Raw genomic sequence first — 24,980 nt, 5'->3', positions numbered from 1 at the left:
TGCGCCTTTTACCCGGCTTGCTTAGCGCTTGCCCGTCATTTTCTCCGGACGCACCCACTCGTCGAACTGCTCGGAGGTGAGCAGGCCGCTCTTGATCGCGCTCTCCTTGAGCGTCGTGCCGTCCTTGTGCGCCTGCTTGGCGATCTTGGCGGCGTTCTCGTAGCCGATGTGCGGATTGAGCGCCGTCACCAGCATGAGCGACTGGTCGAGGTTGCGCTGCAGCGTCTCGCGGTTCGGCTCGATGCCGACGGCGCAGTGCTCGTTGAACGACAGCATGGAGTCGGACAGCAGCACGACCGACTGCAGGAAGTTGTAGGCGATGACCGGCTTGAACACGTTCAGCTCGAAGTTGCCCTGGCTGGCCGCGAAGCCGATCGCCGCGTCGTTGCCCATGACCTGGCAGGCGACCATCGTGATCGCTTCCGCCTGCGTCGGGTTGACCTTGCCCGGCATGATGGAGCTGCCCGGCTCGTTCTCGGGAATCGTGATCTCGCCGATGCCGCTGCGCGGGCCGCTCGCCAGCCAGCGCACGTCGTTGGCGATCTTCATCAGGTCGGCCGCGAGGCCCTTGATCGCGCCGTGCACCCAGACGATCTGGTCATGCGACGTAAGCGAGTGGAACTTGTTGGAAGCGGTGACGAAGTTGTGGCCGGTGATCTCGGCCACCTCGGCCGCAACCTGCACGGCATAGTCCGGGTGGGCGTTGATGCCCGTGCCGACCGCCGTGCCGCCGAGCGCGAGCTCGCGGATCGCGTCGGTGCTGCTCGTCAGCATCCAGCTGGACTTCTCCAGCATCGCTTCCCAGCCGCTGATCTCCTGGCCGAGCGTGATCGGCGTCGCGTCCTGCAGATGCGTGCGGCCGATCTTGACGATGTCGTCGAACTGCACGCTCTTGTCGTGCAGCGTCGCCTTCAGCACCTCGAGCGCGGGGAGCAGGCGCGTCTGCACGGCGATGACGGCCGCGATGTGCATCGCCGCCGGGAACGTATCGTTGGAGCTCTGGGAACGGTTGACGTCGTCGTTCGGATGGATGCGCGTAGACGAGCCCGCTGCCTCGAGCAGCTGGTTCGCGCGGCGGGCGATGACCTCGTTGCAGTTCATGTTCGTCTGCGTGCCGCTGCCCGTCTGCCAGACGACGAGCGGGAACTCGCCGTCATGCTTGCCCTCGAGGATCTCGTCGGACGCGCGGCAGATCGCCTCGGCCTTTTCCGGCTCCAGCACGCCGAGCTTGGCGTTCGCCTGCGCGGACGCCTTTTTGACGATCGTCATCGCCTTCACGATCTCGAGCGGCATCTTCTCCCAGCCGATCTTGAAGTTCTCGCGGCTGCGCTGCGTCTGCGCGCCCCACAGCTTGTCCGCCGGAACCTTGATCTCGCCCATCGTATCCTTTTCAATCCGATATTCCGTCATTCGTTTCTCCGCCTCCTTGAACTCGTTGAACCGCTTTCCGTTTGGTTTGCCGCTATCCATTTTAACGGAAAAAGCGGCCCTCCGCCACCGCGGGAGCCGCTTCTTCGGACTTACTGCGCCTTGGCGTCGCGATAGGCCTGCACGTACGCCGCCGCTTGCCGCTCGATCAAGGAGAAATCGCCCGTCTTGACCGCTTCCTTGGTCAGGTCGCCGCCGATGCCGACCGCCACCGCTCCGGCCTTGACCCACTCGCGCAGGTTGCCGAGCGACACGCCGCCGGTCGGCATGACGTTCGCCTGCGGCAGCGGCCCTTTGATCGCCGAGATGACGCTCGGCTCGTAGACGCTGCCGGGGAACAGCTTGACGATGTCGACGCCGAGCTCAAGCGCGCTCTGGATTTCGTGGATCGTCATCGCGCCCGGCAGGATCGGCACCGCGTAGCGGTTGCAGAGCTTGATCGTGTCCGGATTGAACGCAGGGGCGACGACGAACTCCGCGCCGGCGAGAATCGCCGCGCGCGCCGTCTCCGGATCGAGCACCGTGCCGACGCCGATGATCGCATGCTTGTCCGAGGCCGGATCAGCTTTGCTGGAATACTCCGCGGCCAGCTGCTCGATCGCGCGCAGCGCGCCCGGCACCGTCATCGTGATCTCGATCGCCTTGATCCCGCCCTTGACCGCATGGCGCGCCATGCGGACGACCTCCTCGGCGGAGTCGGCGCGCAGCACCGCCACGACGCCCGCTTCCGCGACCGCGGCGGTCACTCTCAACTTGTTCAGCATTCGACCATTCCCTCCCCATGATAACCGGATTCATTGTCTCATCCGTCCCGTCCGATCGTCAACCGTTTATCCACAGCCCGGCGCTTCATTTCCTTCCGAAAAGCTCGCAAAAGTTGTCCACATGGGGAAAGGCAAGCCCAAAAAAGCCGCTCCTGCCCGCATGGAAGCGCGCGCAAGGAGAAGCTTTCCCTTATCCCAGGTCAGTTGTGGATACTGGGGGTATTTTTTGTGCATATGTGGACAATTCAGGGGATAACCGCATGGCCCGCCGCGCCCTGCAGGCAGGTGAGGATGACCGGTCCCTGCTCCGTCACCGCGACCGTATGCTCGAACTGGGCCGACCAGGAGCGGTCGCGCGTCCGCGCCGTCCAGCCGTCGCGGTCGATCCACACAGCGCCGTCGCCGGCGGCAAGGATCGGCTCGACGGTGAGCACCATGCCGGGCTCGAGCCGCGCGCCGCTGCCGGCCAGCCCGGTGTGGCCGACCTCCGGCGCTTCGTGGATCGACTGGCCGATGCCGTGGCCGGCGAACGTCGCGACGACCGAGCAGCCATGCGCCCGCGCTTCCTTGACGATCGCCGCGCCGATGTCGCCGATTCTCCGCCCGGCGCGGCATTCGGCGACGCCGCGCAGCATCGCCCGCCTGGCCGCCTCCATCAGGCGCGCGGCCTCCGGCTGCGGCCGGCCGATCGCGTACGTCCAGGCCGAGTCGGCTTTCCAGCCGTCGACATCGGCTACCATGTCGATCGTGACGAGATCTCCCTCCTGCAGCGGAATCGAGTCCGGGAACCCGTGGCAGACGACCTCGTTCACCGACGCGCATGTCGCAAACGGATAGCCGCAATAGCCTTTTTGCGCCGGCCTCGCCCCGCGCTCGGCCATCAGCCTTTCCACAAAGCGGTCGATCTCCAGCGTCGTCACTCCCGGAGCGATCCTCCGCCCGATCGCCTCGTGGCATTCGGCCACGATCTGTCCGGCTCTGCGGATGCAGGCGATCTCTTCTTCCGACTTCCATTCCGCCATCCGGCGCCACCCCCGCTTCCTAAAGCTTGCTACATCTTATTCGGGGGAGACGCAAAAAAAGACCCGCGCCTTCCGCGAAGGAAGGGCGGGCCGGTATGTTCATCTCATGTCCGATCAGCTGACGGAAGACTTCATTCTGCCCATTTCATGCTCCACCAGAGAGGTCAATTCGTCCTCATAGCCGCCGGTGATGCGATACTTGCGAATGTAGTCCTTGACGAACTTGCGCGGATCCTTGGGCTGAAAAATTCTCGTGAGTTCCTTGAGGCTTTCCTTGACTTCATTCTGGCTGTGCTTGGCCATGAAATCTCCTCCTCTTACAGTGGATGGTCAGTCCGAAACATCCCAATCGAGAAAACAGCGGCGTCCGGCCGCTCCCCTACGCTGCAGGCACTCCACGGCAGATGAGTGAATGTTTTTATTTTTCACACTATTATAGCACTTGATGCACGGATAGGAAATAAAATTCCAATCATTGGTCCGCCTGATCCGGCGGATCGTTCGGATCGGACCGACGGTCCGGCCCCGATCGCGGCCGGCCGTCTCCGGCCTGCTCGACGGTTCCATCCTGACGCTGACGGGTGTAGAGACGCAGATAAGCGATCACGACGACGATGGCGACCAGCACTCCGAATCCAAGGGTAACCGCTGTCACCCAGCCTTTGACCACCATCCGCGCCGCCTCCCTTCGCTTCTCCAATAACTCCCATCCAGAGAAGTATAGCGTATCGGAAGAGGCGCTTACAACCGTGCGGCTTCCTTCCATTCCCCCTGTTCGAGCCCTGTGCGGCAGGCAGCTGGCATTCCTCGTTCTTCTTAGGAGTATCGGCGAAAAAGGACAAGCTTTTCAGCCCATTACCCGAAATATCCGCTCCTCAATCAAGCTTGTTCGCCGCTCCTCCCGGCGGCTACCCCCAGTGTATGAGCGCGGACGCCAAAAAAAACCGGAGGGCGCTCCCTCCGGCCTCGGCCTGGCGTCTTGTCCGCCGCCGCGCGGCGGCTTTCCGGGCGGCTTTCGCTGCGCCGCCTGCGGTTCGATCGTCTCAGCCGACGCTTTCGTCCGCCTGCAGCAGCGGCAGGCCGACATGGCCGACCGTGCCTTTGCCGAGCTCGCTCTCGTAATAGAGCTTGCCGTGATGGTTCTCGACAATCTTATACGTCATGACGAGGCCGAGCCCCGTGCCCTTCGCCTTCGTCGAGAAGAACGGCTCGCCGAGCTTGGCCAGCTTCTCCTGCGGGATGCCTCCGCCCTCGTCGGCGACGCGGGTCCAGATCATGCCGCTGTCGGTCGACGTCTCGACCCGGATCGTACCGCCCGAGCCCATCGCCTCGATGGCGTTTTTGAGGAGGTTGATGAACACCTGCTTGAGCTGGTTGGCGACGCCGAGGACGTACAGCTCCTCCTCCGGCAGCTCCAGCACGAGCTGCACGTTGTTCATGATCGCCTGCGCCTCGATGAGCATGATGACGTCGCGCAGCACCGCGCCGAGCGAGACGGCATGGAAATCGACCGCTTGCGGCTTGGACAGCACGAGCAGCTCGCTGACGATCTGCTCGATCCGCTCGAGCTCCATCGCCATGATCGAAATATAGTTGCGGCGGTTGTCCTCCTGCATCAGCTTCGTAAAGCCCTTGAGCGAGGTGAGCGGATTGCGGATCTCGTGCGCGATGCCCGCGGCGAGCTGGCCGACCGCTCCGAGCATCTCCGACTTGCGCAGCATCTCCTCCGTCTCCTTGCGGTCGGTAATGTTCTCGGACAGCTTCATGTAGTGGATGACCTCGCCGCGCTTGACGATCGGGAGGAACTTCGCCTGCTCCCAGTAGATTTCCCCGTCGGTGCGGAGGCCGGCGAGCTCGCCCTCCCATACTTCGCCCTCCTGCAGCCGCCTCCAGATGTCCGAGAACGCCGCGCCGCTCGCCTGCCAGTCGTCCAGCTGCTCCAGATGGCGTCCCTGCACCCCCTCCGGCGTGTCCAGGGCCAGATCCAGGTACGGGCTGTTGGCGTAGACGACCTTGCCCCCGAGATCGGAGATGACCATCAGGCTCGGGCTCTGCTCGACTGCGTAGGAGAGGCGCAGCAGCTCCTCGTTCATCTCCTTGAGCTCGGTGATGTCGACGAGCGTGATGATGACGCCCTTGGTCAGATGCTCCAGCGTCCGGTACGGCATCATGCGCATCTTGTACCATTTGCCGCCCCGGCTCTTGATCTCCTTCTCCAGCGAGCGCAGCGACTGCAGCACGCGGGAGGCGTCCTCGATGAAGCCGTCGTAGTAGAACTGATGCGAGATATGGTGGAACGGCCGCCCGATGTCGACGTCGAGCAGGTTGATCTCCTTGGTCACCGCCGGCGTGAAGCGCCGGATGCAGAACTGCGTATCGAGGAAGATCGTGCCGATCTTCGTGCTGACGAGGAACAGGTCCATGTCGTTGTTGAGCTCGGTCAGCTCCTGGATCTTGAACTGGTACTCGGAGTTTATCGTGACGAGCTCCTCGTTGACCGCCTGCAGCTCCTCGTTCGTGCTCTGCAGCTCCTCGTTCGAGGCGATCAGCTCCTCGTTGGTGCTCTGCAGCTCCTCGTTGGACGCCTCCAGCTCCTCGATCGCCGTCTGCAGCTTCTCCTCGGTCATCCGCAGCTGCTGCTCGAGCCACACCATCTGCCGGCGGACGCTCTCGTCCAGATCGATCTGCTTGACGTCCTCCCGATCCTGCTCGTCCGACTTTTGGAAGACGACGAGGCTGTACGTGCTGAACGCCGAGACCGAACGGGTGAACGGCCGGACGACGACATGCACGCGCTCCTGCCCTTGCGGCGTCTGGATGACGAGATCGCGGAAGCGCACCTCCTGGACGCGGTCCAGGCGAATCTGCTGCAGCGCCGTCACGATCGAGATCGCGAGCGCCGGATCGAGGATCTTGTGCAGGTTCCAGGACGGCTTGCCCTCGGCCGGCGAGAGGAACGGCTGGATGCTGCCCGTCACATGCTGCACCTCCAGCTGCTCGTCGACGAGCAGCGAGGGCAGCATATGCTCGTTGACGTACGTGCTGTAGAACTGGTTCTGGCGCTGGCTCTCCTGGAAGTCCGACGTCATCGACGCCCGCCGGCGTTCCCGTCCGTCCGCTCCCCCGTGCAGGCTGCGGCCGCCCTCGAGCAGCAGCTGCGCAGCCGCCGTCAGCTTGCGCGGCCGCATCTTCTGCTTGAAGATGTTCCACTTGCCGCTCGTCGTCTCGAACAGATGGTCGAGCCTGCCCATCGTCTCGCTCGGCCCCAGGAACAGATAGCCTCCCGCCCCCAGCGCGAAATGGAACAGGGAGAGCACCTTCTGCTGGACTTCCGGCTGCAGGTAGATGAGCATGTTGCGGCAGGCGATGAGGTCGAGGTTGCTGAACGGCGGATCCTTGGTCAGATTATGGGGAGCGAACACGATCATGCGGCGCAGCTCGCGCGTCACCTGGTATGTATCGCCGTGCCGGACGAAAAAGCGGGCCAGCCGCTCCTTGCCGACGGTGGACTCGATGGTCAGCGGATAGACGCCGTGATTGGCATAGTCGATCGACTGCTTGTCCACGTCCGTGGCGAAGATCCGGACGGCGATCCGGTCCGCCAGTCCTTCCGCGGCGAGCGCCTCCGAGACGAGCATGGCGATGGAATAGGCCTCTTCCCCGGTCGAGCAGCCGGCCGTCCAGACGCGCAGCTCCGGCGCGGCGGCCTCGCTCTTCTGCCGCAGCAGCTTGGGCAGCACCGTGTCCCGGATGATCTGGAACGCCTCCGGATCGCGGAAGAAATGCGTCACATGGATGAGGAGATCCTGGCGCAGCTCGTAGATCTCGTCCGGCTCCTCCTGGATGTACTCGGCATAGGCCTCGAGCGAGGAGCAGCTTTTTTCCGCCATCCGCTTCTCCATGCGGCGCAGCAGGCTGTTCCGTTTGTAAAAGCTGAAGTCGATGTTCGTCCGCTCCCGCACCTTTTCCAGGATGAGGGCGACCGCGGCCTCGGACTTGTCCCCGTCGCCGCTGCACGAGGAGAGCACATGCGTCACGCTCGGAATGAGCGACTGCGGCATGCGGAGCTTCGCCGCAATCTTCTCCGGCGCGAGCACGTAGTCCACATAGCCCGTCTCGATCGCGCTGCGGGGCATGCCGTCGAATTTGGCCGTCTCGCCGCTCTGGGCGAACACGATGCCCCCCGCCCGCTTGACCGTGGAGATGCCGCGCGTCCCGTCCGTGCCCGTGCCGGACAGCACGACCGCGATCGCTTGCGAGGCGGCGTCGGACGCCAGCGAGTAGAAGAAGTGGTCGATCGGATAATGGATCTCGTCGGGATGGGGCTCCGCCAGCCACAGCCGGCCCCTGCGCAGCGTCATCGTCTTGCGCGGAGGGATCAGATAGATCGTATTGGGCTCCACCTCCATGCCGTCCCTCACCACATGGATGGCCATCGGCGTGTACAGAGACAGAATTTCATTCATCAGGCTCTTATGGTCAGGCGACAGATGCTGGATGACCGCGAAAGCGAGTCCGCTTTCGGCGCTCGTATGCTGAAAGAAGCTTTTGAGGCCTTCGAGCCCTCCCGCCGAGGCTCCGATGCCTACGACGCGGACCGGTTCGCCGAACTTCGCCATCGTTGCTTCCTGAGCCGGCTCGGGGTTGTTACGCGACACTGGCTGTCCCTCCTCGTTCCCGTTCTGCAGCTGGTTGTCCCCTTTTCCCGCTTTCCTCGGAAACACTTGCAGAAGGGATACTATTCTCCTTTTCCTTTCCATTTCCTCCAATAATAAAAGAGAACCTATCTTTCGCTATAAGCCGGGTTTTTTCGTCTTTATTTGCGCTGGAGGCGGCGACTCCCTCCGAGGATCGCGTCCGCCTGACCGGCTGCGCCGGAGGCAGGCCGTACGTACGGCGGAACGTCAAACAGCCCCGCTCGGATTGCTCCGCGCGGGGCTGTTTGCACAAGGGCGACAGGGACCGCCGGCGTCACGCCCAGCGGATCTCCTGGATGCAGTCCGGCGCCTCGTAGCGCTCGTCGTCGACGGCGTTGCTGACCGGGTACATGCGCAGCTGGAACGGCTCCAGCGGCTGCAGATGCCGCCGCAGGAACGAGAAGTCGCGGATCGACGGATGCAGCCACTCCTCCATGCCCTCCTCGTCGAGCACGACGGGCAGACGCTCCTGCCACTGCGTCAGGCTGCCGGACGCCGGCACCGTGACGATCGTCGCCGCCCGCTCGAGCCGTCCGTCCGGAGAGCGCCACTCCTCGTACAGGCCGGCCATGCCGAACAGCGGACGGCCTTGCACCTGGATATGCATCGCGCGCGGCTGCCGCTGGCGGCCCTCCTCGCGCCGCGCCGCCTTGCCCTCCTCCTCGAGACGCTCCCAGCCGTACATGCCGCTGCACGGAATGACGCAGCGTCCTCCGGCCAGCATGCGCTTGAAGTAGGGCTTGGCCTCCAGCGAGGAGGCGTCGGCGTTGACCGAATCCCGCGCCCAGAACGGAAACAGGCCCCATCGCCCCTCGTCGAGGATGCGTACGCCGTGGCGGTCGTTGCGGACGAGCGGGATCGGACGCGTGGGCGCGATGTTGTAGCGCGTCGCCTCCAGCGGCTCATGCTTCTGGATGCGGAACTGCTGCTTCAGCTCGCCGATGTCGGTGGCGAGGGAAAAACGGATGCACATGGGGTCTACCTCCCGGATGGTGGCTTGCTGCCCTTAGCATCCGCAGGAGGTGGAATATTATTCATGGGGGCGAGGAGGCTCCGCCGTGAACCGCTTGCGGAAGCGCAGCGGCGGCAGGCCCGCATGCGCCGCGAACAGGCGCGTGAAATGCGGCAGCTGCCGGAAGCCGCATGCCTCGGCGACCTGCGCGATCGGCCAGTCGGTCGACAGCAGCAGCAGCTTGGCCTGGTCGAGGCGGTAAAACTGCAGATACTGCTGCGGCGTGCAGCCGTACACCTCGACCATGCAGCGCGCGATGTACACCGCGTGGAAGCCGAGCGCCTCCGCCAGCTCGGCGTTGCTCGCGGGCTCGAGCCAGCGCCGCTTCATATAGGCGGCCGCCTGCTCGGCCACCGCCCGCGCGGCCGCCTCCGGCAGCGCCGGACGGCCGGCCGCCTCGAGCGCGCGCAGCAGCTCGCCGAAGCGCTGCTGGCGCAGCCAGAAGCCGTCCGTCTCGGCATCGGCCGCGGCCGCGGCGAGCCGGCCGAACGCGTCCTCCGCCTCGCGGGCGTCGATCAGCCGCGGCAGCCGGATCGCGTGCGTGTAATGGTCGCCGAGCAGTCCCGGCTCGCTGCCGGCGGCCGTCTCCTCCCAATCGCCGGAGCTCTGGAAGTGCACGAGCTCGACCTCCGTCTCCTCGGCGCACGCCCCGCCGCTCCAGCGGGCGGCTCCCGGAGGCAGCAGCAGCGCCTGGCCAGCTTCGGCCGTCCATAGCCGCTGCGCCTCGCGGATCCTCAGCCTGCCCCGGCGCACGTACAGCAGCTCGAACCATCCCAGGTCGATCCGGCCGGGATGCTCCTCTCCCGCGCCGTACGTCCGCCGCCGCGCGTCCACGAGGAACGGCAGCGGCGGGCAGCGGAACGTCATGACGGGCATATCCTGCATCGAACCATCTCTCCTGCCTGAGGGGCCTTGCGCCCCGATTAAAAGGGAAGGCCGGGCGCCCGCTCGGGGACGCCCGGCTTCCCGGACCGAACCTATTCTACCAAATTCGCGGCCCTCAGGACAGGCCGGGGTCGGAGCCGGCCGATTTCTTGTAGGAGGAAGGCGGCTTTCCGGTCGCTTTCTTGAACTTGGCATGGAAATAGTCCACGTTGCCGTAGCCGACCTTCTCGGCGGCCTGGCGCACCTTCATGCCGCCCTCGAGCATGGCGATCGCGCGCTCGATGCGCAGCTGGTCGAGATAGGCGTTGAACGACAGGCCGGTATGGCTCTTGAACAGCTTGCCGAGATACCCGCTGTTGTAGCCGTACAAGCCGGCGAGCATCTCGAGCCGCAGCGGCTCGGCGTAATGGCGCTCCATGTAGGCGAGCATGCGCCGCATCACGGAGCCGCTGTCTCCGGCGTCCAGCTTCGCGGAAAGCTCGGCGAGCTGCCGCTCCAGCTCGGCCAGCAGGCCGCCGAGCCGGGCCTGGCGGTAGACGCCCGCCGCGAGCCCCGCATGCGCCGCCGGGGCGAAGCCGTCGACCGCCGAGGCGAGCTCCGCCAGCGCCAGCCCGCACAGCTCGGCCATCGCTCCGGCCAGCGCCGGCCGCGAGCTGTCCGCCGCGGCGAAGCTCCACGCCGCCTCCTCGAGCGTCTCGCGCAGCCGCTCGCGATTGCCCGTCTCGATCGACTGGACAAGCCGCTTGGCGAGCTGAGCCGTCTCCTCCGGCCCCGGCGGGCCGCCGCCCGCTCCGTCCGCGCCGAGCCGGGCCGCCAGCGGCTCCGGCAGCCGCTCGTGCACGCAATCCGGCTCCAGCGCGAACCGATGCCGCAGCAGCTCCGCCGCCTCGCGGCAGGAGCGGGCCAGCTCGGCAGCGCCGGCGTCGGCGCCGAGCGCGGCGGTGCAGCCGGCCTCCGGCAGCGCCGCCTCCAGCAGCCGGCGCGCCAGCCGCCGCCCGGCGTCTCCGCCCGGCACGAGCAGCGCCGCCGCACCGGCGGACCGCACGGCCGGGCCGAGCCCGGCGCCGGCCGCATGGGCGGACAGCCGCTCGCGCAGCCGCTCCGCCCCGGCGGCGTCGCCCTCCGGAGGCTCGACGAGCAGCACGCGCCACGGACCGGGTCCGCCGGCGAGATCCGCCGCCTCCGCCTCGTCCGGAGCGTCCGCGGAGCCGTCCAGCAGCGCCAGCAGCGCGGCCTCGCGGTCCGGCCCGTCCGCCCCGCCGCCCGTCTCCCGCCGCTCCTCCCGCAGCGACTGCGAGATCCGCTCGGCGTAAGCCTCGAGCTCCTCCTCGTCGACCGGCTTGAGCAGATAGCCCTCGATGCCGAGCCGGATCGCTTGCTGCGCGTAGGCGAAGTCGGCGTGGCCGCTCAGCACGAGCACGCGGCAGGCACGGTCCGAGCGGCGGATCTCCTCGACCAGCTCGAGTCCGCTGCGCTTCGGCATGCGGATGTCGACGACGACCAGATCCGGCTCCAGCTCGCGGAACAGGCGCAGGCCGTCCTCGCCGTCCACGCCGAGGCCGGCTACGCGGAAGCCGTGCCTTTCCCAATCGACCAGCGTCTGCAGCCCTTCCCGGATCGCCGGCTCGTCGTCGACGATCAGCAGCTTGAACATGATCATCCCTCCTTGTCGCGGATGCGGAAGAAGACGCGCGTGCCCTCCCCCTCCTTGCTTTCGATCGTCAGGCCGCTCTCCCGGCCGAAGCCGAGCGCGAGCCGCTGATGCACGTTGCGCAGGCCGATCCGATGGCCCTTGTCCTCGGCCTCGTCGTCGAGCGCCTGCCGCACCTGCTCCAGCCGCTCCGGCGCCATGCCGACGCCGTTGTCCGCCACCTCGACCTCCAGCTCTCCGTCCTCCGTCAGCCTGGCGCGGACGGTGACGCGGCCGCCCTCGCCGATGCCCTCGAGCCCGTGCACGACGGCATTCTCGACGAGCGTCTGCACGATCAGGGGCGGCACGGGCATCGCTGCGGCCGCCTCGCCCGCGACGAGCTCGTAGGCGAGCCGCTCGCCGCCGTAGCGGAACTTCTGGATCTCCAGGTAATACCGGACGATCTCCAGCTCCTCGGCGAGCGCGATATGCCGGGAGCCGATCTCGATGTTGTTGCGGATGAGCCGGCCGAGCATGCGCACGACCGAGGCGATCTCTTTCTCGCCTTTCATATGGATGCGCATCCGGATCGACTCCAGCGCGTTGAACAGGAAATGCGGGTTGATCTGGCTCGCCATCATCTTGAGCTTGATGTCCCGCTGCCGCAGCTCCATGTCGACCCGCTGGCGGTGCGACTCCTCGACCTCCGCCATCAGCTCGCGGATGTTGGCGACCATCAGGTTGAACTGGCGGGACAGCAGGCCGATCTCGTCCGTGCCCTGGATGTCGGAGTACACGTTGAAATCGCCCTTGCTGATGCGCGACATGTTGCGGTAGAGCACGAGCGTGCGGCGCGTCAGCACGCTCGACACGATCCAGATGAGCACGAGCCCGACGCCCATGCTGGCGGCAAGCACGCCGAGGCCGAGCAGGGCGACGCGGTTCGCCTCGCCGACGATGCTCTCGACGCGGAACAGGCTGACGATGCGCAGCCCGCTGACGCTGGAGCGGGGCAGCAGATCCTCGATGAAAACGCGGTACGCCGCGCCGTCGATCTGCTGCTCGTACGTTCCTGCGCCCAGCTCGGCCAGATCGGGCATGTCCAGCTCCCGCAGGTTGCGGCCGACCCAGCCGCTGTCGCGCGCCGCGACGATCATGCCGTCGGCGTCCGCGATCACCGTGTCGTACGGCTCCTGCTTCAGCATCGCATTGAAGAGGTCGGAGTTGACCTCGATGACGAGGATGCCGCTCGAGCGGTACTCCGGGAACGGAATCCGCCGCACGAGGCTGAGCTGCCTGCCGCTCAGCACGGACTCGCCGGAGACATAGCTCCAGTGGATGCCGTCCTTCTCCGCCGCGGCCCGATGCCAAGGCTGGCGCTGAATCTCCGGCGTCTCCAGCACGAACTCCCCGTTGTTCAGCAGCGTCTCGTTGGAATGGTACATCCGGATGCCGGACACCTCGCGGTAGAGGCTGGACGCATCGGTGAAGCTCGTGAAGTCCCACAGCGCCTTGGTCGCCTCGTACACCGTCTCGTACCTGCCCGCGACCGTCTCCTTGAGCGACTCGCTGATCATGTAGTCGTCGGAGAGGTCGATCGGCACGCGCAGGACGTCGGACACTTGCGTCACGATCTTGTCCACGTTGTTCGTCGTCTGCCGGGTCGCCTGCTCGAGCACGTTGCTCCGATACGCCGCCGTCAGGAACAGGCCCGCGATCAGGACGGGCACGAGCACGACGATGAGGAACGCGATGAACAGCTGGTTTTTGAGCCGGAGGTTGTTGAAGCTCCGGATGATGCGGGATGCGAGTGCGCGCATGCGGTTCCTTCTCTCTGCCCGCTTGCCGGACGCGCCGCCCCGACGCCCCGCAAGCTTTTCCTCTATCGTAAGACAGCCGCTCCAGCCGCACAATCGCCAAGGGCTCCCTGTTCCGAAAGGAACAGGAAGCCCTGCCTCAGGCCGCGGTCGCGCTGCCTTGCGGAAGCCTTATTTCGCCGACCACTGCTCCACGCGGTCCTTGACCGCCTGGGTGTAGATCTCCTCGGCTTTTTTGAGGTTGACCTTGTCGAGCTGGGCCAGCATGTCGTCGAAGACTTTGTCGAAATCTTCCGGCTTGGCGAGAATCGCCTCCGGAACCTTTTTCCAGATGATGTCCTCGGCCTTCTTGAAGATGACGTTGTAGTCCGGATCGGTCGGAGCCGGAATGTTCCACGCCGCGCCGTAAGGACGCTCCTTGAACTCGCTCGGTTTCGGGAACAGGTCGATCCACGTCGACGCGCCGTAGGCTTGAAGCGTCTCTTTCTCCGCCGGCGTATAGCCCTCGATGATCTGCTCCGGGAAGTTGGTCGTGTAGTAGTTGCCGGACGGATCCTTCACGCCGTCGCCGTAGTGAGGGCCCATCGCGTAGTACAGCCCGATGCCCGTCGATTTCGTGAAGTTGGCGTTGTCTTCCGTCTTCTGCTTCTGGATGTCGGCCGGAATGACGCGCTTGCCGTCCTGCACCTCGTAATGCTTTCCTTCGATGCCCCAGTTGCGCAGCACCTGGCCTTCATCGGAGGCGAGCCAGTCCAGGAACTTGATCGCGCGCACCGGATCCTTGCAGCTCTCGGTGATGGCGATGCCGTAGCCGGCCATGAAGCCCGTCGGCGCGAAGCTGGCGTCCTTGAACTCGGAGGACATCGTCACCGGCAGATGGGCGTACGTATACGCGCCGTCTTCCTTGGTCTTGATCGCGTTCTCCGCGTCGGCGTAGCCCCATTCCTGGTCGATCAGACCGAGCACGCGGCCGCTGGCGATCTTGGCCTTGTACTGGTCGCTCTTCTGGACGAACGCTTCCTTGTCGAGCAGCCCCTCGTTGAACATCTTGTTCAGCCAGCGGATGTATTCGCGCTCCTCGGGACGCTTGATATGGAAGGAAGCCTCGTACGTCTCGGGATTGATGTAGTACTCGCCGTCGTCCGGCAGTCCCGTCGCGAGGAAGGCCGGGTTCGTCACCGTAATCATGATCCGCCAGTTGTCGGCGTCGAGCGTCAGCGGAATCGTCGGCTGTCCGTCCGTCGTCGGATGCTTGGCATAATACGTCTTGAGCGCGTTCTCGTAGTCCTCGAGCGTCTTGATCTGCGGGTAGCCGAGCTCCTTGAGCACGCGCTGCTGCAGCTCGAAGCCGCCGCCGGCGTCGAAGTACGTCTGGTCGATGGAATCGTTGGTCGGCAGCACGTAGATCGCCGGGTCCTCCTTGCTGTACTTGAGGCGCTGCATGTACTTGCCGTACACCTTCTTGAGGTTCGGCGCATGCTCTTCGATAAGGTCGGTCAGGTCGAGCACCGCGCCGGCGTCGACGAGCTTGTTGATGTCGCCCTTGGCGAACACCATGTCCGGATACTGGCCGCTCGCCGCCATCAGGGCGATCTTGTCGGTGCCGCCGCCGGATACCGCGTATTCGGCCTTGATCGTGACGCCGGTCTTCTCCGTGATGGCTTTGCCGACCTCGTCCTGCATGTTGTTCCAGTTCGGGCTCGCGTCCGCTCCGAAGAAGCTGAACGTGATCGGATCGGCCTTCGCCTCTCCGCCCGCATCCGTGCCCGCATTCGCGGCGGAGTTCGCCGCCGGAGCGTTGCCGTTGCCGTTGTTGCCGCTGCCGCTGCAGCCCGCCGTCACGGCGAGCGCGCCGGCCAGCAGCAGCATCGCCGCCGTCCGCGTCTTTTTCATCTGCAATACCTTCATGTCGTTGCCTCCCATTCTTTGTATGACCCTAACCGGATGCGATCATGCCGTCTTGCAAAGATGAAGCGCATACAATCTTGCTTTTATTAGAAGGGCCGCGTAGGGCGGCCCGGCTAACCGTCAGGCTATGCCTTGACCGCGCCCAGCGTCATGCCGCCGACGAAGTACCGCTGCAGGAACGGATACACGACAAGGATCGGCACGGTGACGACGATCGTGATCGCCATCTTGATCGACTCCGGCGACACCTGGTTCATCAGCTTGGACAGGTCCTCGTTGCTGCCGCGCATGTTCGCCCCGCCCTGCTGCGTGCTCTGGAGCACCTTCATCAGCTCGTACTGGAGCGTCGTCCACGTCTCGTTCGAGCCGTTGTACAGGTAGGTGTCGAACCAGGAGTTCCACTGCCCGACCGCTAGGAACAGCGCGATCGTGGCGAGCGCCGGCTTGCACAGCGGCAGGATGATGCGCCAGTAGATCGTGAAGTCGTTCGCGCCGTCGAGCTTGGCCGACTCCTGCAGCGCGTACGGCAGTCCGTCGATGAACGAGCGGATGATGAACACGTTGAACGCGCCGACCATGCCGGGCAGAACGTACACCCAGAACGTGCCGATCAGATGCAGGTCCCGCATGAGCAGGTACACCGGAATGAGTCCGCCGGAGAAGTACATCGTCAGCGCCAGGAACACCGAGACGAAGCGGCGCGCCTGGAAGTCGACGCGGCTGAGCGTGAACGCCAGCATCGAAGCGCTGGCGAGGCCGAGCACGGTGCCCACCACCGTCCGCAGCACCGACACCTGGAGGCCCTGCAGCAGTCCCTCGTAGGCGAAGATGACGCGGTAGTTCTCGAAGGTGAACTCCCTCGGGAGGATGGTGATGCCTCCCCGCACCGTATCCTGGGAGTTGTTGAGCGAGATCGCCAGCACGTTCAGGAATGGATAGAGGGTGATGACGAGGAGTATCAGCATGATGATGATGTTGATGACGTCGAATGTCTTTTCGCCGCGGGTGGCGTTGAAGCCGCCCGCCGTTGCCCTTGCCATGGATACCCCTCCTTACATGATGCTTTCCTTGGTGACCTTCTTCAGCACGCCGTTCGCGGCGAATAGGAGCAGGATGCTGACCACCGAGTTGAAAATGCCGATCGCCGTGCCGAAGCTGAATCGGCCCAGGTTGAGGCCGTAGTTCAAGGCGTACAGGTCCAGCACCTCGGAATAGTCCATGACCAGATTGTTGCCGAGCAGGAACTGCTTCTCGAAGCCGATGCTGATGAGATGGCCGATGCTCATGATGAGCAGCACCGAGATCGTCGTGCGGATGCCCGGCAGCGTGATATGCCACATCTGCTTGAGCCGGTTCGCCCCGTCGACGCGGGACGCCTCGTACAGCTCCGGGTCGATGCCGGAGATGGCGGCGAGGTAGATGATCGCGTTCCAGCCGAGCTCCTTCCACAGGTCGGAGGCGGTGACGATGCTCCAGAACCATTCGCCCTTGGCGAGGAACTGGATCGGCTGGTCGATCAGGTTCAGGCCGAGCAGCAGGTCGTTCACCGCGCCGCCTTCGGTGGACAGCATCTTGGTGACGATGCCGGCGACGACGACCCAGGAGACGAAGTGAGGCAGATACGACACCGTCTGCACCGTCCGCTTGAAGTACTTGCCCCGCAGCTCGCTGAGCAGCACCGCGAACAGGATCGGCACCGTGAAGCCGACGATCAGCCCCATGAAGCTCATCGCCAGCGTGTTGCGCATGACCAGGTAGAACCGCTCGTCCGTGAACAGGTCGACGAAGTGCTTGAAGCCGACCCAGTCCTGCTCCATGAACGTGCGTCCCGGCTTGAAGTCCTGGAACGCCATCGTCCAGCCCCAGAGGGGCAGGTAGCTGAACACGAACACCCAGAGGACGAACGGGATCGCCATGAAATAAAGCACCTTCTGCGACTTCATCTTGCGCCAGAAGCGGGAGAGTCCGCTCTGCTCGGCCGCGCCCGCAGCCGCCTGCTTGCCGGGCGTCTTGTCTGTGTATGCTTCCAAGGCTGCTTTCGACCTCCTTGCTGCGTGCCGTTTCGGCTCGCCAGCGGGCTCTCTTGGCTGGCGTGACGCAAGCGCGAATGCCGATGGACGCCGGCGCCGAAGGCGGCTAGCTCCATAGGCTTCGCGGCTCGCCGGACGGCCGCCCGGCAAGCGCTCATCGCAAGCGCCGCTCGACCGGTTTCCGTACATCCGCCAACCTCATGCCCTAATGGTAACGCATACAGAATGCGCTTCCTACCGGACGGATCGGAGCGAAAATCAGATAGAAATCGGAGATTGGCGGAAGCGGTTTCGTCCGCGGCCGCCGGCTCCGGCCGCTTCGCGCCGGACGCGGCATGCGCCCGCCTGCTCGCCGGCATGCGATATGCTAAGATGGAAGCAACGAATCCGGCTCGCCGAAGCCGTCTGGAGGTGCAAGCCATGCTTCCCCGATGGAGCAAATCGTTTCTGAAAGGCGCCATCTATGAAATCGAGGAGGCCGGCTCCTCCGCTTCCGTACCGGACTGGGCCGGCTCCTCCGACCCGCTCTCCCACTTCGCGCTCATCGCCGCCGTGCGAGGCGAAGCGCTCTGGCAGCCGGACGACGGCCTGCCGCCCATGCGGCTGAAGGGCGACTCGGTGCTGCTGCTCTCTCCCGGCGAAGCCCCGCGGCTGGAGCCGGAGGGGAGCGAGAGCGTCGAGCTCCAGTGGATCGTCTTCGACCTGTTCCTGCCGGAGTCGCGGCTCGGCGAGCGGCGCAGCTTCGTCCGCCAGACGGCGATGCCGCTGCAAGGGCTGCTGCGCGTGTCCGGCCAGCGGCATCGCCGGCTGCTGCGCAGGCTCGCTGCCCAAGCCGTCCAAGCCCGCGAGCACGGATGGCATGGCGCGCAGCAGCTGCTCCACGATCTGCTCGCCTCGCTGATCGCCGGCGCCCGTCCGGCAGCGAGGGACGAGCTGCTGGACCGGCTCGACCGGGCTGCGGAGACGATGCAGGCCGCCTACCGGGAGCCGCTGCGCATCGAGTCGCTCGCCGAGGAGGCCGGCCTGCATCCGGGATATTTCTCGCAGGTGTTCAAGCAGCGCTGGGGCAAGACGCCGCTCGCTTACCTGACCGCCATCCGGCTGAACCGGGCCAAGGAGCTGCTGCTCGGCGAAGGGCGGCAGCGGCCGATCCGGGAGATCGCCGCGGAATGCGGCTACCCCGACGAGTTTTACTTCAGCCGCCGCTTCAAGGCGGACGCGGGCCGCTCGCCCGCCCGCTACGCCGCCTCCGCGCCCGCCCGCATCGTCTGCCTGTCGGCGCCGTACACGGATCATCTGCTCGCGCTGGGCGTGCAGCCGGCCGCCGCCCAGCTGCCGGCCTATGCGCTCGCGCCCGATGCGCTGGCGCGCGGGCTGCGGCTGCCGGAGCATGCGGTCGATCCTTGGGAGGCGCAGCGCGGCGACTTCGAGGAGCTGCGCCCGGAGCTGATCCTGTGCAAGCCCAATGTCGAGGCCAAAGCGCGCGAGCAGCTCGCCGACATCGCGCCGGTCCGCAGCGTCCCCTGGAACGGGCTGGACGTGTACGGCCAAATGGAGGAGATCGCCCGCCTGACCGGCCGCGCGGACGAGGCGCGGCGCTGGCGGGAGCGGCATGACGCGCTGGCTGCCCGCGTGCGCTCCCGCACGGAAGCGGCCGTCGGCGCCGCCAGCTTCACCTGCCTGGCGGCGATGAGGCGCGGCCTGCGCATCTATGGCGAGCGCAACCTCGGGCATGCGCTCTACCGCTCGCTCGGCTACGCCCCGGGCGGACGCATCGCGGACGAGCTGCGGCAGCATCCGCCCGGCACCGGCTTCAACTGGACCGCCATCGCTCCGGACGAGCTGCGCCGCTACGAATCGGACGCGCTGCTGCTGTTCGCCGGGAGCCCTCAGGAACGGGAGGAGCTGCTGGAGCTCGTCGCCCGCAATCCCCATTGGCAGCGCCATCCGGCGATCCGCTCCGGCCGCTGGGCGCTGCTCGACCGCGGCTTCTGGCTGCCGTACGCTCCCGGCGCGTTGCTCCGCCAGCTGGAGGAGCTGGAGCCGCTCCTGCCTCGGCTGATGGCCGGGCAAGCCGCCCCCTTTTGATCCGCTTTCCCCGATCTGAAAAATGTCCAGTCCACATTCCACAATCTCCACATGGACTCCGCCCCGAAAGCTGGTATACTGGGGCTTGTCCCTTTTTGACTGATAATGATTCTCGCTCTCACCGACCTGAAGGAGGCTTTGCCGCTTGTGATGAGCCATTCCCGCCGCTGGACGAAGGCGGCCGCATTTTCCGCCTCTGCCGCCCTGGTGCTGCTGCTGCTCGCAGCCGCTCTGGCCTACGGCGCCAAGGACGTCTCGCTTCCCGTCATCTGGGAGGCGCTGACCGCCTACGACCCGAGCCTGCCGGAGCATGCCGCGATCCACGGCCTGCGGCTGCCCCGGGCGCTGGCCGCGCTGCTCGTCGGCGCCTCGCTCGGGGCGGCCGGCGCCCTCGTCCAAGGCGCGACGCGCAACGCGCTCGCCGATCCGGGCGTGCTCGGCATCAATGCCGGCGCCGCGCTCGCCGTCGTGCTCTGCTTCGCGCTCAGCCCGTGGATGGGCTACGGACTCGTCATGCTCGCGTCCTTCGGCGGGGCGGCGGCCGCTACCGCGGTCATCGCGCTGCTGGCCTGGCTGTCGCGCGGCGGCTTCGCCACGCTCGAGCTGACGATCGGCGGAGCGGTCGTGTCCGCGATGGCGCATAGCCTCGCCGTGGGCCTGGCAATCTATTTCGAGCTGAGCCAGGACTTGGCGTTCTGGTATGCGGGCGGCTTGGCCGCCGTCCGCTGGGAGCAGCTGCGGCTGCTCGCTCCCGTGCTCGTCCTCGGCTTGCTGCTGGCCGTGCTGCTCGGCCGCCGGCTGTCGCTGCTTTCCCTTGGCGACGAGGCCGCCGAAGGACTCGGCGCCCGCACCGGCCGCACGCGTCTGGCCGCGCTCGGCCTGATGGCCGTGCTGGCCGGAGCCTCCGTATCCGCGGCCGGCAGCATCGGCTTCATCGGCTTGATCGCCCCGCATGCGGCGCGCAGGCTCGCCGGCACCGACTATCGGCTCGTCGTGCCGCTGTCCGCGCTGCTCGGCGCGGCGCTGCTCCTCGCAGCCGATCTCGCCTCGCGCACGGTCCAGCCGCCGCGCGAGTTCGCCGTCGGCGCGATGGCGGCGTTCGTCGGCGTGCCGTTCTTCCTGTACTTGGCCCGCCGCGAGAGGAGGGAGCTGTAGATGCCCGCCTCCCTCTCCCCGCGCTCCCGCAAGGCGCTGCTCGCCGCGCTGGCGCTGGCGGCCGTAGCGGCGGCGATCGCGCTCGCCAGCCTCAATGCCGGCACGCTGCGCCTCGGCCCTGACGCCGTGCTGCGCACGCTGCTCGGCGGCGGGACGGAGCAGGAGCAGCTCGTGCTGTTCCAATACCGTCTGCCCCGCATCGTGGTGACGATGCTCGCCGGCATCGGACTCGGCGTCGCCGGAGCGGTACTGCAGGGCGCGACGCGCAACGGATTGGCCGATCCCGGCCTGCTCGGCATCCATGCCGGATCGGCGCTCGGCCTGATGCTGTTCATCTCCTTCTTTCGCACGCTGGAAGGATCGGCCGCGCTCTGGATTCCCGCCTTCAGCTTCGTCGGCGGCACGGCAGCCGCGGCGATCGTCTTCCTGCTCTCCTGGAGCCGGACGCGCGGCTTGCAGCCGATCCAGCTGCTGCTCGTCGGCATCGCCGTCGAGGCCGGCCTCAGCGCGGCGACCTTGATGCTGTCGCTGCGGCTCGACCCGGACACGTACGCCTTCGCCGCGCGCTGGCTCGCCGGCAGCGTATGGGGGCGCGATCCGATCCACGCGTGGACGCTGCTGCCCTGGATCGCGCTGCTGACGCCGCTCGTCTACCGAGCCTCGCGCCAGCTCGATCTGCTCGCTCTCGGCGACGCTCTCGGCACCGGCCTCGGCCAGCCGGTGCAGCGCAGCCGCCTGCTGCTGGCGCTGGCCGCCGTCGCGCTGGCGGCATCCAGCACGGCGATGACCGGCAGCATCGGCTTCATCGGCCTCGCCGCTCCGCATCTCGCGCGCCGGATCGCCGGCCCGCAGCATCGGCACTTCCTGCCGATCGCCGCTCTGTGCGGCCTCATCCTGCTGCTGTCGGCGGACACGATCGGCCGCTCGCTGTTCCAGCCGGTCGCCATCCCCGCCGGCGTCGTCTGCGCCGCCATCGGCGGCCCCTATTTCCTGTATCTGCTGTTCAAACGCAGGCGCTAGCCGCCGAAGCGACCCTATTCCTGGAGGTTGAACCATCTCATGAAACGCATCTTTTCCCTGTCCGCGCTGCTGCTAAGCGCTTGCCTGCTTCTATCCGCTTGCGGAGGCTCCGCCGGCACGAACGATCCCGCGAACGGAGCCTCGGCGGCCAGCTCCGCCGCTCCCTCTCCTTCCGCTCCGGCCGACTCGCCCGCTCCGACGGAGGAGCGCATCGCCTCGCTGTCGATCCATCTCACCAACCATCTGCTCGCGCTCGGCCTGAAGCCGGTCGGCTCCGCCATCGGCGGGGACGTGAAGGATTTCCTCCCGCATGTGAAGGACCGGCTCGAGGGCGTCGAAAAGCTCGGCGTCGCCGCCGAGCCCGATCTCGAAGCGGTGCTTGCGCTCAAGCCGGACCGCATCTTCATCGACGTGCAGCAGACCGCGGCGGATCAGCCGCGCCTGGAGCCGATCGCTCCCGTCGTCGCGATCGATCTCGACCAGGGCACCTGGCGCGACCATCTGCGCCTGGTCGCCAAGGAGACCGGACGCGAGCCGCAAGCCGAGACGTTCATCGCCGACTACGAGAAGCAAGCCGCCGAGACGTCCGAGCTCATCAAAAGCAAGCTCGGCGCCGACGCCAAGGTGATGGCCATCCGCATGACGGCCAAGGAGCTGCGCGTCATGGGCATGGCGCGGCCGGTAGGCCCGCTGCTGTACGAGGATCTGGCCCTCAAGCCGGCCGACGGCGTGGAGAACATCGGCAAGGCGTACGAGGTCATTTCCCAGGAAGTGCTGGACGACTTCGACGCCGATGCGATTCTGGTCATCATCAGCAAAGGCTCCGAAGCGAAGAAAAACTTCGAGCTGCTGGAAAGCAACCCGCTCTGGGCCGGGCTCAAAGCGGTGAAGAACGGCCATGTGTACGTGCTCGACGGCCAAAAATGGCTGGACTACTCCTCGCTCGGCCACAAGATGGCGCTCGACGACGCGCAGAAGCTGTTCGGCAGCTAAGCAAGGCCGGCAAGGAAACGAAAGGAAGCGGGGCCTGGCGGCTCCGCTTCCTTTCGTTTGCGTCTTGCGCGGCGGGGCCGCTGGGCCGCCGGGCTGGAAAGCTCGCGGGCGCGGCGCAGACGCTCTTATTCTGCGCCTGCGCCGCGCCCGACTCCAACGCCTACGCCTGCAGCTCGATCGTCACCGTCGCCTCGCCGCCCCAGCCGCTCAGCCAGACGGCTCCGCCCTCGAGCCGCGCGCCCGCGCCGCTGACGGCAGCCGCCGCCGGCAGGCCGCCGTGCAGCGTCAGGCGCAGCGGCTTGCCCGCGCCGGACACGCGCAGCGTCAGCGTGCCGCCGGAGCGCGACACGCTTGCCGCCAGCTGCGGCGCGCCCTTCAGGTCGCGCACGGCCGCCTCGGCCGAGGCTCCGTCCGCCAGCGCGTACAGCGCCAGCTCCACGCCGTCCGCATGGTCGTAGTCCGGGCGGCCGTCCTCCGCGCCGAGCGCGAGCAGCGTGTTCGGCCGCACGAGCAGCGGCAGGCTGAGGAAGCCGTGGCGCTCCTTGCGCCAGCGCCCGCCCTGCACCGTCTCGCCCGTCAGCAGCGACGTCCACTCGCCCTCCGGCACGTAGTACGAGACGTCGCCGCTCTCGCTGAAGATCGGCGCGACGAGCAGCGAGCGGCCGAGCATGTACTGGCGGTCGAGCGTCTCCGCGGCCGGATCGTCCGGGAACTCCAGCAGCATGGCGCGCATGCCCGGCACGCCCTGCTCCTGCGCCTGGACCGCCGTATCGTACAGATACGGCATGAGCTTCATTTTCAGCCGGGTGAACGTCCGCGTCACCTCCACCGACTCCTCGTCGTACGCCCACGGCACCCGGTACGACGTGCTGCCGTGCAGGCGGCTGTGCGTGGACAGCAGGCCGAACTGCAGCCAGCGCTTGAACACATGCGCCGGCGCCGTGTTCTCGAAGCCGCCGATGTCGTGGCTCCAGAAGCCGAAGCCGCTCAAGCCGAGCGACAGGCCGCCGCGCAGGCTTTCGGCCATCGACTCGTAGTCGGCGTAGCAGTCGCCGCCCCAGTGGACCGGGAACTGCTGGCCGCCGGCCGTCGCCGAGCGCGCGAACACCGCCGCCTCGCCCTGGCCGAGCTTGCGCTCGATCGCCTCGAACACGACCTTGTTGTACAGGAACGTGTAGTAGTTGTGCATGCCCTGCGGGTCCGAGCCGTCGTGGTAGGCGACATCCGTCGGGATGCGCTCGCCGAAGTCCGTCTTGAAGCTGTCGACGCCCATGTCCATCAGCTCGTCCAGATAGCCCGCGTACCACGCGCAAGCGTCCGGATTGGTGAAGTCGACGAGCGCCATGCCCGGCTGCCACAGGTTCGTCTGCCACAGGTCTCCGTTCGGCTTGCGCAGCAGGTAGCCGCGCTCCCGGCCCTCGCGGAACAGCCGCGAGCGCTGCCCGATGTACGGGTTGATCCAGACGCAGACGCGCAGGCCCTTGTCCTTGAGCCGCTGCAGCATGCCCGCCGGATCGGGGAAGACGCGCTCGTCCCACTTGAAGTCCGTCCAGTGGAACTCCTTCATCCAGAAGCAGTCGAAATGGAACACTGACAGCGGCAGGTCGCGCTCCGCCATGCCGTCCACGAACGAATTCACCGTCGCCTCGTCGTACTCCGTCGTGAACGAAGTCGACAGCCACAGGCCGAACGACCACGCCGGCGGCAGCGCCGGCTTGCCGGTCAGATCGGTGTAGCGGCCGAGCACCTCCTTGGGCGTCGGGCCGTCGATGACATAATAGCTCAGCGTCTCGCCGGGGAGGCTGAACTGCACTTTCTTGACCTTTTCCGAGGCGACCTCCAGCGACACCGCGCCGGGCTCGTCGACGAACACGCCGTAGCCACGGCTCGTCAGGTAGAACGGGATGTTCTTGTACGCCTGCTCGGAGCTCGTGCCGCCGTCCTTGTTCCAGATGTCGACGATCTGGCCGTTCTTCACGAACGAGGTGAAGCGCTCGCCGAGGCCGTAGACGTTCTCCCCGACCGTCAGGTCCAGCTCCTCGCGGGTGTACGGCTCGCCGTGCGGCCCCGTCACATGGGCGATCGACTTGAACGCGCTGCCCGTCAGCCTCTCCTCTCCCCGGTAAAAGGCCATCGACCACTGCTCTCCCTTGCTCATGCGCAAGGTCAGGCCGCCGCTCGTCAGCTCGGCGTACTCGTCCGTGTGGCGGATCGCGGTGAAGCCGGCCGGATCGGCCGACCGGCTGAGCTCGAAGCGCGGGCCGCGCTCCCGCTCGCCCTCGAAATGGGAGATGCTCACGCCGATGATGCCCTCGCGCGGCGCATGGGCGCGCACGGTCAGCAGCTGCGTGTTGATCATCGCGCCGCGGCCGGGGAGCGGCGTCGTGGAGATGTAGGCGGTCAGGCCGCCGTCCTCGGCGACGATTTCATGCGCCTGCACGGCGCCGTCGATGGCGAAGCCTTCGCGGACGAGCCAGTTTCCATCGGTGAATTTCATGGGAGGAACCATCCTTCCGTATCGGGAGTGTAAG

18 protein-coding genes are annotated in these 24,980 nt (G+C 66.4%); 4 read left to right on the top strand and 14 right to left on the bottom strand.

Annotation, left to right across the window (positions count from 1 at the left end):
* Positions 1 to 21 precede the first annotated feature (21 nt).
* From fumC to H582_RS0111025, 13 genes are all read right to left on the bottom strand, one after another.
* Entirely contained in the window at positions 22 to 1,410 is a 1,389-nt protein-coding gene (gene fumC / locus H582_RS0111085; RefSeq protein ID WP_028598586.1) for a class II fumarate hydratase, read from the bottom strand.
* 110 nt (positions 1,411 to 1,520) lie between these two features.
* Positions 1,521 to 2,192, bottom strand: a complete 672-nt coding sequence (locus tag H582_RS0111080) for a bifunctional 2-keto-4-hydroxyglutarate aldolase/2-keto-3-deoxy-6-phosphogluconate aldolase (protein WP_101807747.1) — start codon at positions 2,190 to 2,192, stop codon at positions 1,521 to 1,523.
* Positions 2,193 to 2,437: 245 nt separating this feature from the next.
* Complete coding sequence (gene map, locus H582_RS0111075; RefSeq protein WP_028598584.1) at positions 2,438 to 3,214, bottom strand: type I methionyl aminopeptidase; 777 nt, start codon at positions 3,212 to 3,214, stop codon at positions 2,438 to 2,440.
* Positions 3,215 to 3,328: 114 nt separating this feature from the next.
* Positions 3,329 to 3,517, bottom strand: coding sequence for a hypothetical protein (locus tag H582_RS0111070; protein WP_028598583.1), 189 nt, complete (start codon positions 3,515 to 3,517; stop codon positions 3,329 to 3,331).
* A gap of 169 nt (positions 3,518 to 3,686) precedes the next feature.
* A complete protein-coding gene (locus H582_RS0111065; RefSeq protein WP_028598582.1) occupies positions 3,687 to 3,887 on the bottom strand; it encodes a hypothetical protein in 201 nt (66 codons plus the stop codon).
* A gap of 370 nt (positions 3,888 to 4,257) precedes the next feature.
* Positions 4,258 to 7,872 (bottom strand): chemotaxis protein CheB, encoded by a 3,615-nt coding sequence (locus H582_RS0111060; RefSeq protein ID WP_240478995.1) that lies wholly within the window; start codon positions 7,870 to 7,872, stop codon positions 4,258 to 4,260.
* A gap of 313 nt (positions 7,873 to 8,185) precedes the next feature.
* Positions 8,186 to 8,884, bottom strand: a complete 699-nt coding sequence (locus H582_RS0111055; RefSeq protein ID WP_028598580.1) for an SOS response-associated peptidase — start codon at positions 8,882 to 8,884, stop codon at positions 8,186 to 8,188.
* Between the two features lie 57 nt (positions 8,885 to 8,941).
* Positions 8,942 to 9,808, bottom strand: a complete 867-nt coding sequence (locus H582_RS0111050; RefSeq protein WP_028598579.1) for a helix-turn-helix transcriptional regulator — start codon at positions 9,806 to 9,808, stop codon at positions 8,942 to 8,944.
* Positions 9,809 to 9,923: 115 nt separating this feature from the next.
* A complete protein-coding gene (locus tag H582_RS30010; protein ID WP_028598578.1) occupies positions 9,924 to 11,462 on the bottom strand; it encodes a response regulator in 1,539 nt (512 codons plus the stop codon).
* A 2-nt stretch (positions 11,463 to 11,464) separates the two neighbouring features.
* Positions 11,465 to 13,258: a sensor histidine kinase gene (locus H582_RS0111040; RefSeq protein WP_028598577.1), complete on the bottom strand. Its 1,794-nt coding sequence runs from the start codon at positions 13,256 to 13,258 to the stop codon at positions 11,465 to 11,467.
* 168 nt (positions 13,259 to 13,426) lie between these two features.
* Positions 13,427 to 15,148, bottom strand: a complete 1,722-nt coding sequence (locus H582_RS0111035) for an ABC transporter substrate-binding protein (protein ID WP_028598576.1) — start codon at positions 15,146 to 15,148, stop codon at positions 13,427 to 13,429.
* Between the two features lie 140 nt (positions 15,149 to 15,288).
* On the bottom strand, positions 15,289 to 16,203 hold the full coding sequence (locus tag H582_RS0111030; RefSeq protein WP_028598575.1) for a carbohydrate ABC transporter permease: 915 nt from the start codon (positions 16,201 to 16,203) through the stop codon (positions 15,289 to 15,291).
* A 12-nt stretch (positions 16,204 to 16,215) separates the two neighbouring features.
* Positions 16,216 to 17,106 carry an ABC transporter permease gene (locus H582_RS0111025; RefSeq protein WP_084137175.1) on the bottom strand — a complete coding sequence of 297 codons (891 nt, stop codon included), beginning with the start codon at positions 17,104 to 17,106 and terminating at the stop codon, positions 16,216 to 16,218.
* 507 nt (positions 17,107 to 17,613) lie between these two features.
* Here H582_RS0111025 and H582_RS0111020 point away from each other — a divergent pair.
* From H582_RS0111020 to H582_RS0111005, 4 genes are all read left to right on the top strand, one after another.
* Positions 17,614 to 19,281 carry a helix-turn-helix domain-containing protein gene (locus tag H582_RS0111020; protein ID WP_164820194.1) on the top strand — a complete coding sequence of 556 codons (1,668 nt, stop codon included), beginning with the start codon at positions 17,614 to 17,616 and terminating at the stop codon, positions 19,279 to 19,281.
* Positions 19,282 to 19,431: 150 nt separating this feature from the next.
* The gene (locus H582_RS0111015) at positions 19,432 to 20,436 is read left to right on the top strand and encodes a FecCD family ABC transporter permease (protein WP_052333148.1); all 1,005 of its coding nucleotides are present in this window, start codon (positions 19,432 to 19,434) and stop codon (positions 20,434 to 20,436) included.
* The gene (locus tag H582_RS0111010) at positions 20,437 to 21,456 is read left to right on the top strand and encodes a FecCD family ABC transporter permease (protein ID WP_028598571.1); all 1,020 of its coding nucleotides are present in this window, start codon (positions 20,437 to 20,439) and stop codon (positions 21,454 to 21,456) included.
* Positions 21,457 to 21,495: 39 nt separating this feature from the next.
* A complete protein-coding gene (locus H582_RS0111005) occupies positions 21,496 to 22,449 on the top strand; it encodes an ABC transporter substrate-binding protein (protein WP_028598570.1) in 954 nt (317 codons plus the stop codon).
* A gap of 160 nt (positions 22,450 to 22,609) precedes the next feature.
* On the opposite strand, the gene yicI is transcribed toward H582_RS0111005, so the two are convergent.
* Positions 22,610 to 24,946, bottom strand: a complete 2,337-nt coding sequence (yicI, locus tag H582_RS0111000; RefSeq protein ID WP_028598569.1) for an alpha-xylosidase — start codon at positions 24,944 to 24,946, stop codon at positions 22,610 to 22,612.
* Positions 24,947 to 24,980: the final 34 nt, after the last annotated feature.

It is taken from the genome of Paenibacillus pasadenensis DSM 19293 (assembly GCF_000422485.1).
GTDB classification, from domain to species: Bacteria; Bacillota; Bacilli; order Paenibacillales; family Paenibacillaceae; genus Paenibacillus_O; species Paenibacillus_O pasadenensis.
Note: the sequence above shows the minus strand (reverse complement) of the source record. Positions and strands in the feature narration are given on the sequence as shown.